The sequence below is a fragment of the Achromobacter sp. 77 genome (genome assembly GCF_020541125.1).
In the GTDB taxonomy this organism is placed as follows: domain Bacteria; phylum Pseudomonadota; class Gammaproteobacteria; order Burkholderiales; family Burkholderiaceae_B; genus Achromobacter; species Achromobacter mucicolens.
In genome coordinates this window covers 4,136,699-4,152,820 of record NZ_CP059848.1, presented here as the reverse complement: position 1 = coordinate 4,152,820, position 16,122 = coordinate 4,136,699, and the positions used below count along the sequence as shown (strand labels likewise).

General features: G+C 65.1%; 18 protein-coding genes. 12 read left to right on the top strand and 6 right to left on the bottom strand.

What is annotated here, in order from left to right; all coding sequences use genetic code 11:
- Nucleotides 1-51: 51 nt before the first annotated feature.
- Nucleotides 52-2,514, bottom strand: coding sequence for a cation-translocating P-type ATPase (locus H4P35_RS19255; RefSeq protein WP_226846582.1), 2,463 nt, complete (start codon nucleotides 2,512-2,514; stop codon nucleotides 52-54).
- A gap of 11 nt (nucleotides 2,515-2,525) precedes the next feature.
- A complete protein-coding gene (locus H4P35_RS19250) occupies nucleotides 2,526-3,044 on the bottom strand; it encodes a universal stress protein (protein WP_226846581.1) in 519 nt (172 codons plus the stop codon).
- A 163-nt stretch (nucleotides 3,045-3,207) separates the two neighbouring features.
- Here H4P35_RS19250 and H4P35_RS19245 point away from each other — a divergent pair, with 163 nt between their 5' ends.
- Both H4P35_RS19245 and H4P35_RS19240 read left to right on the top strand, forming a co-directional pair.
- Nucleotides 3,208-3,633 carry an Hsp20/alpha crystallin family protein gene (locus H4P35_RS19245; RefSeq protein WP_056322922.1) on the top strand — a complete coding sequence of 142 codons (426 nt, stop codon included), beginning with the start codon at nucleotides 3,208-3,210 and terminating at the stop codon, nucleotides 3,631-3,633.
- Nucleotides 3,634-3,648: 15 nt separating this feature from the next.
- Entirely contained in the window at nucleotides 3,649-4,179 is a 531-nt protein-coding gene (locus H4P35_RS19240) for a universal stress protein (RefSeq protein WP_226846580.1), read from the top strand.
- A 31-nt stretch (nucleotides 4,180-4,210) separates the two neighbouring features.
- Here H4P35_RS19240 and H4P35_RS19235 read toward each other — a convergent pair whose 3' ends face one another.
- A complete protein-coding gene (locus H4P35_RS19235; protein WP_226846579.1) occupies nucleotides 4,211-5,053 on the bottom strand; it encodes a L,D-transpeptidase in 843 nt (280 codons plus the stop codon).
- Between the two features lie 115 nt (nucleotides 5,054-5,168).
- Here H4P35_RS19235 and H4P35_RS19230 point away from each other — a divergent pair, with 115 nt between their 5' ends.
- The 3 genes from H4P35_RS19230 to H4P35_RS19220 are packed head-to-tail and all read left to right on the top strand — an operon-like array spanning nucleotide 5,169 to nucleotide 7,534.
- A complete protein-coding gene (locus H4P35_RS19230) occupies nucleotides 5,169-5,930 on the top strand; it encodes a hypothetical protein (RefSeq protein WP_226846578.1) in 762 nt (253 codons plus the stop codon).
- Nucleotides 5,930-6,427 carry a universal stress protein gene (locus H4P35_RS19225; protein ID WP_226849498.1) on the top strand — a complete coding sequence of 166 codons (498 nt, stop codon included), beginning with the start codon at nucleotides 5,930-5,932 and terminating at the stop codon, nucleotides 6,425-6,427. The genes H4P35_RS19230 and H4P35_RS19225 overlap by 1 nt, the downstream gene beginning before the upstream one ends.
- Nucleotides 6,428-6,430: 3 nt before the next feature.
- Nucleotides 6,431-7,534 (top strand): NAD(P)-dependent alcohol dehydrogenase, encoded by a 1,104-nt coding sequence (locus H4P35_RS19220; RefSeq protein ID WP_180100640.1) that lies wholly within the window; start codon nucleotides 6,431-6,433, stop codon nucleotides 7,532-7,534.
- Between the two features lie 99 nt (nucleotides 7,535-7,633).
- Here the strand turns inward: H4P35_RS19220 and H4P35_RS19215 are convergent, their stop codons facing one another.
- Complete coding sequence (locus H4P35_RS19215) at nucleotides 7,634-8,533, bottom strand: LysR family transcriptional regulator (RefSeq protein WP_056322933.1); 900 nt, start codon at nucleotides 8,531-8,533, stop codon at nucleotides 7,634-7,636.
- A 212-nt stretch (nucleotides 8,534-8,745) separates the two neighbouring features.
- On the opposite strand from H4P35_RS19215, the gene H4P35_RS19210 reads away from it, so the two are divergent.
- The 7 genes from H4P35_RS19210 (at nucleotide 8,746) to H4P35_RS19180 (ending at nucleotide 14,717) form a co-directional block, all read left to right on the top strand.
- Entirely contained in the window at nucleotides 8,746-9,420 is a 675-nt protein-coding gene (locus H4P35_RS19210) for an RraA family protein (protein WP_056322936.1), read from the top strand.
- Nucleotides 9,417-10,634: an aminotransferase class I/II-fold pyridoxal phosphate-dependent enzyme gene (locus H4P35_RS19205; RefSeq protein WP_226846577.1), complete on the top strand. Its 1,218-nt coding sequence runs from the start codon at nucleotides 9,417-9,419 to the stop codon at nucleotides 10,632-10,634. Before H4P35_RS19210 ends, H4P35_RS19205 begins: the two co-directional genes overlap by 4 nt.
- A 47-nt stretch (nucleotides 10,635-10,681) precedes the next feature.
- Nucleotides 10,682-11,509 (top strand): ABC transporter substrate-binding protein, encoded by an 828-nt coding sequence (locus tag H4P35_RS19200; RefSeq protein ID WP_056322942.1) that lies wholly within the window; start codon nucleotides 10,682-10,684, stop codon nucleotides 11,507-11,509.
- 28 nt (nucleotides 11,510-11,537) lie between these two features.
- The gene (locus H4P35_RS19195) at nucleotides 11,538-12,239 is read left to right on the top strand and encodes an amino acid ABC transporter permease (RefSeq protein WP_062842220.1); all 702 of its coding nucleotides are present in this window, start codon (nucleotides 11,538-11,540) and stop codon (nucleotides 12,237-12,239) included.
- 1 nt (nucleotide 12,240) lies between these two features.
- Nucleotides 12,241-12,957, top strand: coding sequence for an amino acid ABC transporter permease (locus tag H4P35_RS19190; protein WP_226846576.1), 717 nt, complete (start codon nucleotides 12,241-12,243; stop codon nucleotides 12,955-12,957).
- A complete protein-coding gene (locus tag H4P35_RS19185; protein WP_226846575.1) occupies nucleotides 12,954-13,679 on the top strand; it encodes an amino acid ABC transporter ATP-binding protein in 726 nt (241 codons plus the stop codon). Before H4P35_RS19190 ends, H4P35_RS19185 begins: the two co-directional genes overlap by 4 nt.
- A 141-nt stretch (nucleotides 13,680-13,820) precedes the next feature.
- The gene (locus H4P35_RS19180; RefSeq protein WP_226846574.1) at nucleotides 13,821-14,717 is read left to right on the top strand and encodes an oxidoreductase; all 897 of its coding nucleotides are present in this window, start codon (nucleotides 13,821-13,823) and stop codon (nucleotides 14,715-14,717) included.
- A gap of 124 nt (nucleotides 14,718-14,841) precedes the next feature.
- Here H4P35_RS19180 and H4P35_RS19175 read toward each other — a convergent pair whose 3' ends face one another.
- The gene (locus H4P35_RS19175; RefSeq protein ID WP_226846573.1) at nucleotides 14,842-15,477 is read right to left on the bottom strand and encodes a hypothetical protein; all 636 of its coding nucleotides are present in this window, start codon (nucleotides 15,475-15,477) and stop codon (nucleotides 14,842-14,844) included.
- A 48-nt stretch (nucleotides 15,478-15,525) separates the two neighbouring features.
- Nucleotides 15,526-16,032, bottom strand: coding sequence for a hypothetical protein (locus tag H4P35_RS19170; RefSeq protein ID WP_226846572.1), 507 nt, complete (start codon nucleotides 16,030-16,032; stop codon nucleotides 15,526-15,528).
- Nucleotides 16,033-16,122: the final 90 nt, after the last annotated feature.

Here is a 16,122-nt window from a genome sequence, read left to right as displayed (position 1 = left end):
CCGCGGTGGGCGCGTGCGCCTGGCAGTGGCGACGCCAGTCGCGTCGTGGCGTTATCGAGCGGCCCCGCATGGCAGCGCGCCTGCCGCGCTCAGCGGCCGGCCCAGCGGCCGCAGTCCTCGCGCCACCGGCCACACCGTCACCGCGGCCAGCAGTGCCGCCGCCCATTCCCGGATGCCCAGCGGGCCGAATTCGAATAGCCCGCGCAGGGCAGGCCATTGCAGCGTCAGGGCCAGTAGCGCCAGCGTCGCCGCGACCGCCAGCCGGGTGGCGCCGTCCCAAGTGCCGGTGTGCCGCTGGTGGGGCGAGCGGTTGTTGACCATCAAGGTCAGATTGCCCAGCACCAGCGCACAGAAGGCGGTGGCGCGCGCGGTATCCGCGCGCGTCTGGGTCTGCTGCAGCCAGCCGTAAAGAACGCCGGCGGATGCCAACAGCGCCAGCCCTTGGGCCAGGCCAATCAGAAAGGTTCGTAGTGAAAACAGCGGCTTCTCGACGGGCAGGGGAGGGCGGCGCATCAGGTCCGGCTCTGCCGCGACCGACTCGAAGGCCAGTCCGCACAGGGGGCCGATGACAATCTCCAGGAACGCCACATGGGCCGGGCGCAGCAGTTCCGGCCAGCCAAAGAGCAGTGGCAGGATAACCAGCCCGGCGATCGGCACGTGCGCCGCGACGATGTAGACGATTGCCTTGGACAGGTTGTCGAAGAGGCGGCGGCTTTGCCGGACCGCGTTCAAGATGTCCGAGAAATCGTCGCGGGTCAGGACCAGGTCGGCGGCTTCGCGCGCGACATCGGTGCCACGCGCGCCCATGGCGATGCCGACGTGGGCCGCTCGCAATGCGGGGGCGTCGTTGACGCCGTCTCCGGTCATCGCAACGATGGCGCCTTGCCGCTTGAGCATCTGGACCAGGCGCAGCTTCTGTTCCGGCTTCACGCGCGCGTACACGCACGTGCGGCCGACCAGCTCGGCCAGATGCTCGCCGCCTTCCCGCGCCAGCACATCGCCTTCAGCCACGTAGTCGGCCGGAATGCCCGCCTGGCGGGCAATGGCGCGGGCAGTCTCCGGATGATCGCCCGTCAGCATCAGCACGCGTATGCCCGCCGCATCGCACGCGGCGACCGACTCGGCCACGCCTTCCTTCAGCGGATTTTCCAGGCCCACCAAGCCCGCGAACTGCAGCGGCAGGTCGTCGGGCTGATCGGGAAGCCGCCCGTTCGGCCAGCGCCCGCTGGCCGCCGCCAACACCCTCAGCCCCGCCGCGGCCATGCGCTGGACCTCGGCCTGCAGTTGCGCCGTGCGCGCCGGGGACAGCTGGCAAAGCTTGAACACCGCCTCCGGCGCGCCCTTGCACGCGAGACGGGCGTCATCCGCTTGCGCCGTAGCCCAGACGTGGATCACAGCCAACCGTGCGGACGAGAAGGGATAGGCTTTAACCAGGGCAAGACCGCCCGCTGGTGGATGTCCGCCAAGCGACGCGGCAAAAATGCGAAAGGCGTCCTCCATTGCATCGCCGGAATCGGGCACGCTCGCCAGCGCAAGCGTTTCGGCCAAGGTCATGGCCTCGGCCGCGCAATCCGCCGCCGCCGCGCCCGCGAGATCGGCGGCATCGATGCGCACTGAGCCAGCGTAAAGCGCGCGAACGACCATGGTGTTTGTCGTCATGGTGCCCGTCTTGTCGGCGCACAACACAGTGGTCTTGCCCAGGGTTTCGACCACGCTCAGCTTGCGGACAAGCACGCCTTCGCCCGCGATGCGCCGGGCTTCCAGCGCGGAGAAGATGGTCACGATGACGGGGAAATCCTGCGGAAGCAGACTCATCGCCAACGCGATGCCCGCCAGCATTCCTTCGAACCATCCTCCCCGCATGTAGACGTACAGGGCCCAGGTGGCCAGCGACAGGAAAAACCCCACCCACATGAACCGCAGAATGAAATGGCGGGTCTGCAATTCCAGGGGCGCGCGTTCCGGCGTCAGTTGCCGCATCGACTGGCCCAGCGCGCCCAACCGCGTGTCGTCTCCCACGGCAAGAACGCGCAGGGTGCCGGTTCCCGACAGCACCAGCGTCCCGCTCAGCACCTCGGCATCGCCCTCAACCGTGCCCGATGGCCGCTTGTACACGGGCTGGAACTCGCCGGTAAGCGGCGACTCGTCTACCAGCAGACCCTCGCCGTCCGTCAACCGGCCGTCCGCGGGGACGCGGTTGCCTTCGGCAAGCAGCACCGCATCGCCAGGCTTCAGGTCGGCCGACGGCACCCAGTGGCGCTTGCCGTCGCGCAGCAGCAGGGCGCGGGGCGCGGCCAGACGATCCAATGCGTCAAGGGCGCGTGCGGTACGTAATGACTGCGCCACCGTCAGCGCAAAAATGACCAGTACAAAAAGCAGCAGCAGCGCCGCTTCCTGCCAGGCGCCCAGAAGTGTGTACAGGCCGCCGCCGGCCAGCAGCAATGCGAACATCGGATCCTTGACCAGATCCAGGCTGATCGAGGCCAGGGTGCGCTGATGGTCCGGCGAAGGCATGGCGCGTCGGCCTAGGTGATCAGCACCACCGGAATGTGAACGGTGTGCAGCACCTTCAGCGTGGTCGATCCCAGAAACAGGCTGCCGGCCGCGCCCAGCCCTCGCGACCCCATGACGATATGGTCGCAACCTTGTTCGGTGGCGTGTGCCTTGATGCATTCGGCAATGTTGCCCACCCGCGTCGCCTTTTGATAGATGATGCCCGAGCGATCCAGCAAGGCCTCCGACTCCGCGAGGGCGGCCTTGGCTTCGTCCTCATAGAATTCCTCGATGGCATCCGGCTCAAAGAACGCCAGTATCGTGCCGGAAGCAATAGGCGGCTGCACATTCAGCAGGTGGATGGCGCAAGGGCCATGTTCGCGGACCTGGTCGACCACATAGCGCACGGCGCGCAGGGAATTGCCCGATCCGTCAACGGGGATAAGCACGTTTTTCACGACCCCTCCGATAGCAGTATCTGCCCGGGCCGCATGGCTTGGGCGTGATGCCATCATCGCGCCGATGCGGTCGTGGAAGTTGACGTCAGTCAAGCTTTCGCCCGATCGCGGGGGCGAGCGCGGCCAGGCCTGCGCGGGGCCAGACGTTTGTCCCCGATTTCTGCATGACAAAGGTCAATTTGGCGATTTCAGACGGGGGCAACATGGAGAGGCGGGCGAGCCTCCCGCGTCTCATCCTCACGAAAAGGAGATAGCCATGTCGCGCTTGACGCAGTACAGCCCATTTTCGAGCGAACCCTTCGCGGACGTGTTCCAGGCGTTCCTGCGGCCGATCCGGCAGAACGGGGAGGATCAGGCCCCCCGGATGGACATCGATGTCACCGAGGCAGGCGACAAGTACGTCCTGAAGGCCGACGTGCCCGGGATCGACAAGAAGGACATCACCGTGCAGATCGATGGCAACACGGTGATGATCTCGGCCAACAAGGAAAAGCACAGTGAAACGAAAGAGGCGGGAAACGTCATCCGCCGGGAGCGTTTCTGGGGCCAGGTTCAACGCTCTGTGTCGCTGGCCAGCCCCATCGATGAAGCGGCCGCCAAGGCGGTCTGCGAGAACGGCGTCCTGACCCTGACACTACCCAAATCGGCCGGAAGCCGGAACAAGACGCTGCAGATCGAATGACGGCGGTTTACAGCCATGTCCCTGTATAGACGGATCCTCATTCCCATCGATGGCAGCCAGACCGCCGAACTGGGGCTGGACGAAGCCATGCGTCTGGCCGTGTGCAACGGCGCTCGCATTCGATTGATCTGCGTGGTCGGGGAACTGCCCCTGTCCTCGCGGATCGGCGCGGATTGCTATTCCCCAAAAGAGGTGCGCATGCTGTCGCGCGAGCTTGGCGTTCAAGTGCTGCGCAACGCCGCGCGCCGCGTGCGCGCACGTTGCATCCCGGTCGATAGCGCGCTGTTCGAGGCAGGCGAACAATCCTTCGAGGAGCGCGTGGCCCAGGAGGCCGACGCGTGGTGCGCGGATCTGATCGTCATGGGCGCTCGCGGGGGGGACGGCTTTAACGCCATCCCCCGGGGCGCCGGGACCAGGAGCGCCCGCCGCGCCGCGCCCATGCTGCTGGTGCACGAATCGGCGCGAAAAGCGCAACGCCTCTCAGTGCACGGCGGGCGTCAGGCCGAAATCGCCTCTAGGCTTGCGTATCGCGTCGACTCGTCCTGAATCCACCAGGCAGGCGGATCGGACCGGTCAATCAATGTGCGGCAGCGCGCGCCGGCACGGCCCAGCCCGGCCGGCTCTCGCGTTCGGTGTCGACGATGATCAGATAGCGTCCGGCGCCATCGGCGGGCGTCCTGCCGGGTTGCAGCACCCACGGCGGCGCGATCAGATCGGCCGCGAGCTCGTAGTCGGCGTCCAGCAATCCGTAGCTGTCGAGCAAGCGGTTCAGGGTTGCCGGAATGCGGATGCAGCCTTTGGATTGCGGCGTTCCCAGCTTGGACTCCAGCAGGACGGGATCCGTCGCGTGCATCTGCAGGCGCATCGTGCTGACGCCGCCATTGCCCCATCCCCGCAAGGCCTGCTGCCAGCCGAAGTCATAGACCCGCATGCCCTTGGCGCCGTAGCCCAGGATGCCATTCGCGTTCTTCGTGCCCTGGGCGCGGAAATCCGGATTGGCCAAGGTATGCGGGTACACACCCGTGGGCGTTTCAAAGTGATCGAACTGGCCGATCCTGCCGGTCGACACCGGCGCCGCGCCCACATGGACGGGCATGCCGATGGGGGGCAGCCAAAAGAGGAAGACCGCCTGCACCTTGGGATTGCGGTCGACCACGAGGGCGTACTGCGGGCCCAACAGGCCGAGCCCCGCTTCCTTGAGCATCCCCAGCGCCAGGCTTGCATAACGGATCTGCTCGTCGGCCGGAACCGTCAGCGCGGGCGCAACGCGCAGCGCAAAGGTCTGCATGACGTCCTGCGGCGTGACCTGGGCCGGTACCGGGCCCGTCATCATCGCCGACAGCACGGCGCACCACACGGCAGCCCGGGCGGTGGCGGGGCCATGGCCCGATCTCCCAACGGAACTCGGCTTGTTTTTCATGGTGCCTCCGGCGCTTTCGCGCGCCAGGCCGCGGGGCCTGGCCATGCAAGCATGATCGCGCGGCTGCCGCGGACGCGATTGACGCCGGTCAATCTCTCTTCCAATTGCGACGTCCGTGCTGGCCAGGATGCGGCACGCGTGCGAGGGATCGTTCGATCAAACCCCAGCGCAAGGGCCGCCGGTCAGCGTCGAATTCGTGATTTTGGTCAACAAGCGCTTGCCAGACAGGTTCAAGATGAAATCCATGCAGACAAGCGTCCTCGCCGTGTTGCTTCACCTGATTCTGGCTCTGCTGCCGGCTAGCGCCGCGCTCGGACAGCCGGCGGATTCGTTGATGCCGGTACCGCCCGCCCTGTTGAACCGCGTTGATCAGGAAGCCGAGGCCACGCTGTTGCGCCTCTATCGTCTGTCGCCCGCGGCCAAGGCGCTGGTTGGCCGATCCTTCGGCGTACTGGTCGTGCCGGCCTTGCACGCCGACGGAAGCATCCTGGGGTTGGCCTACGGGCGCGGTGTGCTGATCGACGCCGCCGAGGGGCGCAATTACTACAACGTCATCGCCAGTCCGCCCGGCTCGGTGCTTGGGCTGAACGACAAGGCGCTGATCCTGGTCTTCTCGTCGTACGCGGCCCTGCGCGGGTTCCAGGCCGGGCCGGGGTGGGAAGAGGGCGCGAGCGGAACCATCCAGATCCTGGACGAAACCGCCATGGCCGCGCGCGAGCTGGTCGTCGAACCGATCGCGGGCTTCATCCTGTCGGACACCGGACTGGTTCGAGGCCTGTCGCTCCAGGGGATGCTGTTCGTCAAGGTCCCGGTTTATATGTGCGCCGATGAAGCCGATGCCTGCCGTGGAAAAACCGGAATTCCCTTCCACCCTTGATGCTCGCGGCCATGTATAGACGGATTCTCATACCGATTGACGGCAGCTCGACCTCTGAATCGGGGTTGGATGAGGCAATACGCCTGGCCTTTCTCCATGACGGTGTCATTCGGCTGATCTGTATCGTCCAGCCTCAGCCGTCGTCCGGCGCGCCAGGCGCAAATTGCTATTTCCCGGCGGAAATTCAGACGCTATTGTTTGAGCATGCCGCCGAACTGCTGCGCAACGCGGCAACAAGGGTGCGCGCCAACTGCATTGCCGTCGATAGCGCGCTCGTCGAAGCAGGCGAACGCTCGTTCGAGGAATGCCTGGCGGCCGAGGCCCGGGCCTGGGAGGCCGATCTGATCGTGATCGGGGCGCACCGGTCGCGCGACGTGCGCAGGATGCCGATGGCCAGCCCGGCCCCGAACCTGCCGCGCGGCGTGGCCGTCCCCTTGCTGCTCGTGCGCGAAGCTGCGCCAAAGGCCGTTCAACCACTCGTCAACAGTTGGAGGTAGGGCATGAATACCACGATGAAAGCAGTCGTCTTTGCCAGCCCGGGCCGCATCGAAATACGCGAAAAGCGCATTCCGGACGTCGGGCCCAATGACGCGTTGATCAAGATCACCACCACCACCATTTGCGGCACGGATATCCACATTCTCAAGGGCGAGTATCCGGTGCAGCCGGGCCTGACGATCGGCCATGAACCCGTCGGCGTCATCGAAAAGCTGGGAAGCGCCGTGACGGGGTATTCCGAGGGCCAGCGCGTGATCGCCGGCGCGATCTGCCCGAATTTCAATTCCTACGCCGCGCAGGACGGTGCGCCCTCGCAGGACGGCAGCTATCTGGTGGCCAGTGGCATGTGCGGATGTCACGGCTACCGCGCCACCGCGGGGTGGCGCTTCGGCAACATGATCGATGGCGCCCAAGCCGAATACCTGCTGGTTCCCGACGCGCAGGCCAATCTCGCGCCCGTGCCAGACGGCCTGAGCGACGAGCAGGTGCTAATGTGCCCGGACATCATGTCCACCGGGTTCAAGGGCGCCGAAAACGCCAACATCCGCATTGGCGACACGGTGGCCGTGTTTGCGCAGGGCCCGATCGGACTGTGCGCGGCGGCGGGCGCCCGGTTGCTGGGCGCCACCACGGTCATCGGCGTGGATGGCAATGCGCGGCGTCTGGAAATATCCCGCCAGTGGGGCGCCGATATCGTCCTGAATTTCCATGATTGCGACGTCGTCGAGGAGATCCTGCGTCTCACCGGCGGCAAAGGCGTGGACTCGGCCATCGAAGCGCTGGGCCAGCAAAGCACCTTTGAATCCGCCCTGCGCGTATTGAAGCCGGGAGGCACGTTGTCCAGTCTGGGCGTCTATTCCGCCGACTTGAAGATCCCGGTATCCGCGTTTGCCGCCGGTCTGGGCGACCACAAGATCAACACGGCGCTCTGCCCGGGCGGCAAAGAGCGCATGCGCCGGCTGATGAACGTGTTGCAATCGGGACGCCTGGATCTCGCAAAAATGGTCACGCACCGCTTCGCGCTGGACCAGATCGAGGACGCGTACGACCTGTTCGCCAATCAGCGGGATAACGTGCTGAAGGTTGCGATCCGGCCGGGGGTTTGATTCCTGTGCAAGCCTCCCCGGCTCCATGGCGAGCCTGGGCGGCCTTGTAGTGGGCCGCATCCTCGGCTGGCCTGGCCAGGTGCTGGTTGCGCCCGCGGTTCAACGTAAACGCCAGCCCACGGAAAATTCGCAGCAACTTTCCGCCAGTTCCGCCACGCTCTCGCAAAACGCCACATCCGCGTCCCGGCGGAACATCGCGCTGTACACCGATTGCGGCGGCGCCACGCTGGTGCGCGCAATGACCAGTTGCCGCGTGCTGACCATCTCGGCAAAGTAGTCGCGCGGCAGGCAGCTCACGCCAAAGCCCGCGGCGGTCAACCCGGCCATCGCGATCAGGCTGTTGATGGTGAAAATGTTGCTTTGCGCCGTGTGGGGGCGCAGCCATTCGTCATAGATCATGTTCAGGCCGGACTCGCGGCTCTGGCGCAGCAGCGGCAGGCGGGCGATGTCGGCCGGCGTGTAGACGTGGCTCGTGTCGATCAGGTCGGGACTGCCCATCCACGCAAATTCCAGGCGCTGCAACGCCACGACCTGCAGGTTCGGCTCGGCGAATTCGCCGTGCAGAAAGGCCATGTCCAGCTGCCCGGCCAGCAGCCGCTTGTGCAGGTCGCCACCCAGATCGATATGGGGCTCCAGCGTGATGCGCGGATAGTGGACGCGCAGCAGACGGATGAGCGCGGGAAGCCAGGTCATCGCGGTGATCTCCGTGATGCCGAAGCGGAAGGTGCCCGTCAGGGTGTGCTGGCCTTTCAGGCGCGCCAGCAGGCGGTCGCGGTGCCCCAGCATCTGTTCGGCCAGCGCGTAGATTTCATGACCGCGCGCCGTCAGTTCGGCGCGGTGGCCTGACCGGTCAAACAAGGCGATGTCGAAATCGGCTTCCAGCTCCTGGATGCGCTTGGTGATTGCCGATTGCGTGGTGTGCAGCTTCTGCGCAGACGCGGAAAACGTGCCTAGCCGCACCGTCCAATAGAGCGCCTCGATTTGCTTGAACGTCAGCATGCGGCGCCCGTGAAATGGGCAGAGTTCATTCCGAATTTTCCCTTAAGGGGTAACCCCTATATTCTGAAAAGTGATGAAGTTCGCTGAAATTTAATCCCTTTTTCGGAATCGCAAAAGCTCGCACCATTCGCTCTGACTTAATTCCTGCCGATCGGATCCGCTTCAAAAAGCCGGAGAACGAGCGGCCTTCGATTCAGGACAAGCAGATCGTCATGGCTACCATTTCCACCGGCGCACGCATACTGCCGGCATCTCCCGTCGCGCCCGCCGCCATCCTGCAAGCGCTTGCAGGCATCGTCACGCCGCATCTGAGCGACAACCTTGCGCGGCGCGAGGGCATCACCGGCCTGCGGCGCTACAACCGCGCGGGCAAGCTCGTGGGCACGGCGCTGACCGTCAAGACCCGCCCCGGCGACAACCTCATGATCTACAAGGCCATGCTGCAGATCCAGCCGGGCCACGTGCTGGTGGTGGACGCCGGCGGCGATCTGTCCAACGCCGTGCTCGGCGAAATCATGAAGCGCTATCTGCAGATCCACGGCTGCGCGGGCGTGGTCGTCGACGGCGCCATCCGCGACGTGGCAGCCTTCGAAGCCGACAGCTTTCCTTGCTACGCGCGGGGCCACATCCACCGCGGTCCCTACAAAGACGGTCCCGGCGAAGTCAATGTGCCCGTGTCGATCGGCGGTCAGGTCATCAATCCCGGCGATATCCTGGTGGGCGACGAAGATGGGCTGGTCAGCTTTGCCGCGTCTGACGCCGACGCGCTGATTGCCGCAGCCCATGCGCACGCCGACAAGGAAGCGCGCATCATGGCCGAAATCGCCACCGGCGAGAAAACGCAGAGCTGGATGCAGGCCGCGTTTGCGGCAAAGGGGCTGGCATGAACGCCGTCACCCCCGAATTCCTGGCCGAACGCGCGCGCGCCATCAAGCCTTCGCCCAGCATGATGGCCAAGAGCCGCGTGGATCAACTGCGCGCTCAGGGGCGCGACATCATCGATTTCACGGTGGGCGAGCCGGATCTGCCCACACCTGCCCACATCGTGCAGGCCGGCATCGACGCGCTGAACAGCGGCGACATCCGCTACACCGCGTCGGTCGGCGCCAAGCCCCTGCTTGAAGCGGTGCGCGCCAAGTTCCGCCACGAGAACGGACTGGACTACGGCCTGGATGAACTGATCGTCGGCGTGGGCGCCAAGCAATTGATCTTCACCGCGCTGGCCGCCACCGTGCAGGCCGGCGACGAAGTCATCATTCCGGCGCCGTACTGGGTGTCCTATCCCGATATGGTCCTGGTCAACGACGGCACGCCGGTCGTGGTGGCCTGCCCGGAGGCCGACGGATTCAAGCTGACCCCCGACGCGCTCGAGCGCGCCATCACGCCGCGCACCAAGTGGCTGCTGTTGAACACGCCCAGCAATCCGACCGGCGCGATGTACAGCGCTGACGAGCTGCGCGCGTTGGCGCAGGTGCTGGCGCGTCATCCGCATGTCTGGCTCCTGACCGATGAAATCTACGAGCACCTGGCCTATGGCGGCGAGGGCCACGCGTCGCCCGCGGCCGTCGAGCCGGCGTTGGCCGCGCGCACGTTGACGATCAACGGCGTCTCCAAAGCCTACGCAATGACGGGCTGGCGCCTGGGTTACGCAGGCGGCCCGAAGGCGTTGATCAAGGCCATGGCTACCCTGATTTCGCAAAGCACCAGCTGCGTCAGCGCCATCAGCCAGTCGGCCGCGCGTGTCGCGCTGACGGCCGACCAGCAATGCGTGCGCGATGCCGCGGCCCTGTTCCACGACCGGCGCGACCGCATTGTGGCGCTGCTCAACGAGGTGCCTGGCATCCGTTGCCCGGTTCCCCAAGGCGCGTTCTACGTATATCCGTCGGTCGAAGGCCTGCTCGGCAAGACGACGCCCAACGGCCGCAAGCTGGAAAGCGACCTGGACGTGGTGATGTTCCTGCTGGACGAGGCCGGCGTCGCGGGCCTGGACGGCGCAGCCTATGGGCTGTCGCCCTACCTGCGGCTCAGTTTCGCCACGTCGATGGAAAACATCGAAGAAGGCTGCCGCCGGATCCGCGAAGCCTGCGCCCGGCTGGCCTGAAACCGGGTTTTTAAGTAGCACCCATACCTACACATCAAGGGAATCCCATGAAGACGTTCATCTCCTCCTTCGTTGCCATCGTCGGCCTGGCGGCCACGCTGGCGCCTGCCGCCAATGCCGACACGCTGCAGGACATCAAGGCCCGTGGCAAATTCATCTGCGGCACCATGGGCACTGCCGAGCCGTTCAGCTTCCAGGATCCCAAGACGCGCGGCATCGTCGGCTACGAAGTGGATGTCTGCCAGGCGCTGGCCGACAGCCTGGGCGTACCGCTGGAGCTCAAGCTGATCGCCGTCGAGGCCCGCATCCCCGAGCTGATTGCTGGGCGTGTGGACGTCGTGGCTGCGAATCTGGGGTGGTCGCCCGAACGCGCCAAGCAGATCGATTACTCGCACCAGCACTTCGTGAGCCCGCAGAAGATCCTGTCGCGCGAGTCGGACAAGGACCTGAAGGCGCCGGCCGATCTGGCGGGCAAGCGGGTCAGCGCGGTGCGCGGATCGTCGTCCGAGCAAGGCGCGCGCAAGAACATCCCCAACGTGGATCCCGTGACGTTCAAGGATCCCAGCGGTGCGTTCCTGGCGCTGCAGCAGGGCAAGGTGAGCGGCTTTGTCGGGTCCGAACTGATGCTGGTCAAGCTGCAACACCAGGCCGCCTCCAGCGCGGTGCCCGTCAAGATCCTGGAGCCGGCGCTGTTCATCGAACCGTGGGGCGTCGGTGTGCGCAAGGGCGACACCGCGATGCTGAACCAGGTGAACAAGGTGCTGGACGGCATGGAGGCGTCCGGACAGGCCGCCAAGACCTTCGACAAGTGGTTTGGCCCCGGCACGCAGTTCAACATCAAGCGCGACTTCCGCATCGAAGAAATCAAGGGTTGACGCGCCAAGCGTCCTGGAGCCTGGTTCGATGCACTACATCTTCGACTTTGGCGCCATTTTCCAGGGCGAGTATCCGGACTGGCTGCTCAGGGGGTTGATCACCACCCTGGCGCTGGCCGGGCTTGCCTGGATCCTGGCGTTCTTTGTGGGCAGCCTGTTGGCGGTGATCCGCCTGACGGGCTCGCCCATTGCCAATGGATTGATCGCGACGTACGTCGCGTTCCACCGCAACGTGCCCATGCTGGTGCACATCCTGTTCTGGTATTTCGGTGTGCCGGCCTTGCTGCCGGCCCCCGTCACGGACTGGCTCAACAGCCACGGCAGCGAATTCATCCTGTCGTGCATCGCGATCGGGCTGGTGATGTCCGCGTATGTCTGCGAAGACCTGCGCAGTGCGGTGCGCGGCATTCCGCCCGGCCAGGTCGAGGCCGCGCGCGCGCTGGGCCTGAGTTTTCTGAAGACCATGCGCAAAGTCGTGCTGCCTCAGGCTTTTCGCATCGCCATTCCGCCACTCTTGAATCAGACCCTGCTGCTGCTCAAGAACACCAGCCTGGCGATGGCCATCGGCGTCACCGAGCTGACGGCGGCCGCGCGCGAGATCGAGAACAACACGTTCCGCACGTTCGAGGCCTACGCGGTCGTGACGGTGATCTACCTCTTGCTCTCGTTCGTCATCATGGGCGGAGGCGCAATGCTGCAACGACGCTATCGTCCGCTGGGAGTCCGCTGACATGTGGGACATACTCAAAGACAATTGGCTGCTGCTTCTGATCGGCCAATATCCGCATGGCCCCATCGGCGGACTGGTGGCCACGTTGGGCCTGGCCGCGATCAGTCTTGCCTTGGCGCTGCCGTGCGGCGTGCTGCTGGCGCTGGGCCGCATCAGCCCCTATCGCATCTTTTATTGGCCTTCGTCGGCCGTGGTCTACCTGGTGCGCGGCCTGCCGCTGCTAATGTTCATCTTCTGGGCGTATTTCTTCGTGCCCCTGATCATCGGTCGTCCCGTGGCGGGCACGACCACCATGGTGGTCGCGCTGGTCTGCTACGAAAGCGCCTATCTGGCCGAGATCATCCGCGCCGGCATCCAGGCGCTGCCGCCCGGCCAGCAGGAAGCCAGCCGCGCGCTGGGCCTGTCCTACCTGCAGACGATGCGCAGGGTGATCCTGCCGCAGGCGCTCTATAACATGCTGCCCAGCATGCTGAGCCAGTTCGTGTCCACGGTAAAGGAGACGTCGCTGGCCTACGTGATCAGCGTGCAAGAGCTGACCTACGCCGCCAACCAGATCAACAGCGTCCTGCTGACCAAGCCCTTTGAAGTCTTCGGACTGCTCGCGCTGACCTATTTCGTCCTGAATTTTGGCCTGAGTCTTTTGGTGCACCTGACCGAACGCCGCATCGGCCGCCGGCGCGCCGGACCTGCGCCTACCCAGAAAGTGGTGCCCACATGATCCGATTTTCCGAAGTGCAGAAGTGGTATGGCGATTATCAGGCGCTGGCCGACGTGACCGCGCAGGTCGCCCGGGGCGAGGTCGTCGTGGTGTGCGGACCCTCCGGGTCCGGCAAGTCCACGCTGATCCGCACTGTCAATCGGCTCGAGCCCATCCAGAAAGGGGTGATCGAAGTCGACGGCAAGGACATCTACGGCAAGGACGTGCACCTGGACGCATTGCGCAGCCATATTGGCTTTGTGTTCCAGCAGTTCAATCTCTTCCCGCATCTGTCCGTGATGGAAAACCTGATGCTGGCGCCGCTGCAACTGAAGCGCGCCCGCCGCCCCGAAGCGCGCGAGCGCGCGATGCAACTGCTGGAACGCGTGGGTCTTGCGCACAAGGCCGATGCCTTCCCCGCGCAATTGTCCGGCGGCCAGCAGCAGCGCGTTGCCATTGCGCGCGCCCTGGCCATGAGCCCGCCCGTCATGCTGTTTGACGAGCCCACCAGCGCGCTCGACCCGGAAATGGTGGGCGAAGTGCTGCAGGTGATGAAGGGCTTGGCAAAGGACGGCATGACGATGGTCTGCGTGACGCACGAGATGGGCTTTGCCCGGGAAGTGGCCGATCGCGTCTGGTTCATGGACGCCGGCCGGATCGTCGAAACCGGCACCCCGGACGCGTTCTTCAACCGGCCGCAGACGCCCCGGGCGCAGAAATTCCTGGCGGAAATCCGGCATTGAAGCTGCGCCAAGCCAATGGCAGACCTGCCACATCATGCTGGAACGGGACGCAAGCAGCCTTGGCAAGCACGCTTGCCTTCAGGCGGCAGACAACGTTTTCGCTTTAAGGTGTCGTTTGCAAGCCATTAAGGAGGCCATGCCATGACACCCGAAACAGACACCGCAATCGCCATCGTTGGTCCAGGCGCCATCGGCACCACGGTTGCCGCCGCGCTGCATCAGGCCGGCCGCACACCGCTCTTGTGCGGCCGCACGCCCCGAGACCGGCTGACGCTCCTGGATGGCGATCGCCGCGTCGACGTTCCCGGCCCTGTACTGACGGATCCGGGTCAGACCGGTCGCAAGATGGACCTCGTTTTCCTCGCGGTCAAGGCGACGCAGACCGAGGCTGCGTCGGAATGGCTCGCGGCATTGTGCCGGCCAGATACCGTGGTCTGCGTGTTGCAGAATGGCGTCGAGCAATTGGAAGCGGTTGCAACGCATGCGCCGCCCGCGCGGATCATCCCCGCTGTCGTGTGGTTCCCCGCGCAGGCGCAAGCCGACGGCTCGGTGCGTTTGCGCGGGGATGCGCGCCTGAGCCTGCCCGACGTGCCGGCAGCTCACGTGGTTGCCGATGCGCTGCAGGGGACTCAGTGCGCAGTGGATATAAGCGACGATTTCCAGTCTGTGGCTTGGCGCAAGCTGCTGCAAAACGCAGTCGCTGGCCTCATGGCCCTCACGCATCGCCGCGCGGGCATGTTTGCCCGGCCGGACATCGCCAAGCTCTCCTTGGCGTATTTGCAAGAGTGCCTGTCTGTCGCGCGCGCGGAAGGCGCAAAACTTGGAGACGAGGTCCCGCAGGAAATCCTCGCCAAGTTTCAAGCCGCTTCCCCCGACCTGAGCACGTCCATCCTGACGGACCGCGAAGCCGGCCGCCAACTGGAATGGGAGATACGAAACGGCGTGATCTCGCGTCGTGCACAGGCCCATGGCCTATCCACGCCGATCAGCGACATCATCGTGCCCTTGCTGGCTGCGGCGAGCGACGGGCCGGGCTGAACGCGGCCCGGGCGGCCAAAGTCCGCGCCAACCATCAACGCGGTCTGACACGTCCGCGATTGTCCGAAGACGCTGTAGACCAGCGCTTTCCCACACCACGCCACTCGCCACGGTGTTCATGCCGTCAGTTTGCGCTGCTGCGAGCGGGTAAAAGGAAGCGCGAGTCAGGTGTACGGCGCGCGGCTTTCGCGGCTCGGTCGAGTTCACGGCCATGCGCTTCATCCGTGCTGCTACGCGCTTTCGCGGCTGCGGCGACGGGGCCGACCCTGTCCGGCGCAACGAATGCGGCTGCGCTCATCTGCTCTGCAACGACCGGCGGGACGCCCGCCGCGTACCGGTACGCTTGCTGAGGCAAGAGGCCCTGTATTGTGCCGAGGTCATTGGCCGCGTTCGTGCGCGCCTGCTGTTTGGACATTTCTTCTTGGGCGGCCCGGTTTGCCGCCTGCGCATGCGCCACTTGCCTGGCCTGCTGCGCGTGATAGGCCTCGATGGCAAGTTTCAGGCAATGCGCCGTGTACGCCTCGCCCAGCGGATTGATGGCAGAGCGAGTCTTGGTAACGGGTTCGATGGGCGGCTTGGGGGTTGAGGCTATAGCCTCCGATGCGGCGTTACGCACGGCCGGTAGCGGTACGAACCGCGGCGCCTGTGATCGCGCCGCACGCTCTGTTTGCGTCTGGGCGCGCAGGCGCTCAACACGGTAAGGATTGCTGGCGTCGTCGGCGCGGGCCGGCGCCAGCGGGTTTAGGGCAGCTAAGCGCAAGAGAGCTCCTGGTTCAGGCGTCTTAAAGTGCATTGGTGGTTGGGACGGCTACGAGCGCTGTCCGCGGACGCGCCGCTGCGATCGAATCCAGATCAACTGGGACACGGCCCCCACGACAAATACAGCCAGCCATCCCGCCAGCACACTGCGAACCAAGTGAGATTGCGGCCCGTCGGCAAGCGGATGGGACACGGGAAGTCGCGTCAACGTTTCCGCGATTCCTGGGACCCACAGCAGGAAGAAACTGAATGAGTACCCCAGTTGCGACAGATAAGGCCGCGCTCGCGAAAGCAATGACGTGCGCGAGATGAGCAGGGCGGCTGACACCGACAGCAGGGCCAGGATGCCGAGCGCGTGTCCGGCGTTGAACCCGCCGGAGCTGGACAGCCCAAAAGATGTCAGGACGGCGGCCACCAAGCCGCCTAGATATAGCTTGCCGGCGCCAGTGGCTGCATTGATTTCGCGATAGCGTGCAAAGCTGTACAGCCCGGCTAGCGCGGCTGCCAGACTGATAAGGGTGTGGGTGACGCCGAGCGCGGAAATGGGGTGTGGCATGGCAATGGTCCTTGTGGTTTATGGATGAGGGTTCATCACGAGGCAGGCTGCATGGCTGTGGCAGCGTTGGGCGAATGAACCAACTAGTTG

Bases quoted from the DNA above. Each gene is read 5' to 3' on its own strand.
- H4P35_RS19255 (WP_226846582.1), bottom strand. From the start codon at position 2,514: ATGCCTTCGCCGGACCATCAGCGCACCCTGGCCTCGATCAGCCTGGAT.
- H4P35_RS19245 (WP_056322922.1), top strand. From the start codon at position 3,208: ATGTCGCGCTTGACGCAGTACAGCCCATTTTCGAGCGAACCCTTCGCG.
- H4P35_RS19240 (WP_226846580.1), top strand. From the start codon at position 3,649: ATGTCCCTGTATAGACGGATCCTCATTCCCATCGATGGCAGCCAGACC.
- H4P35_RS19235 (WP_226846579.1), bottom strand. From the start codon at position 5,053: ATGAAAAACAAGCCGAGTTCCGTTGGGAGATCGGGCCATGGCCCCGCC.
- H4P35_RS19225 (WP_226849498.1), top strand. From the start codon at position 5,930: ATGCTCGCGGCCATGTATAGACGGATTCTCATACCGATTGACGGCAGC.
- H4P35_RS19220 (WP_180100640.1), top strand. From the start codon at position 6,431: ATGAATACCACGATGAAAGCAGTCGTCTTTGCCAGCCCGGGCCGCATC.
- H4P35_RS19215 (WP_056322933.1), bottom strand. From the start codon at position 8,533: ATGCTGACGTTCAAGCAAATCGAGGCGCTCTATTGGACGGTGCGGCTA.
- H4P35_RS19210 (WP_056322936.1), top strand. From the start codon at position 8,746: ATGGCTACCATTTCCACCGGCGCACGCATACTGCCGGCATCTCCCGTC.
- H4P35_RS19205 (WP_226846577.1), top strand. From the start codon at position 9,417: ATGAACGCCGTCACCCCCGAATTCCTGGCCGAACGCGCGCGCGCCATC.
- H4P35_RS19200 (WP_056322942.1), top strand. From the start codon at position 10,682: ATGAAGACGTTCATCTCCTCCTTCGTTGCCATCGTCGGCCTGGCGGCC.
- H4P35_RS19195 (WP_062842220.1), top strand. From the start codon at position 11,538: ATGCACTACATCTTCGACTTTGGCGCCATTTTCCAGGGCGAGTATCCG.
- H4P35_RS19190 (WP_226846576.1), top strand. From the start codon at position 12,241: ATGTGGGACATACTCAAAGACAATTGGCTGCTGCTTCTGATCGGCCAA.
- H4P35_RS19185 (WP_226846575.1), top strand. From the start codon at position 12,954: ATGATCCGATTTTCCGAAGTGCAGAAGTGGTATGGCGATTATCAGGCG.
- H4P35_RS19180 (WP_226846574.1), top strand. From the start codon at position 13,821: ATGACACCCGAAACAGACACCGCAATCGCCATCGTTGGTCCAGGCGCC.
- H4P35_RS19170 (WP_226846572.1), bottom strand. From the start codon at position 16,032: ATGCCACACCCCATTTCCGCGCTCGGCGTCACCCACACCCTTATCAGT.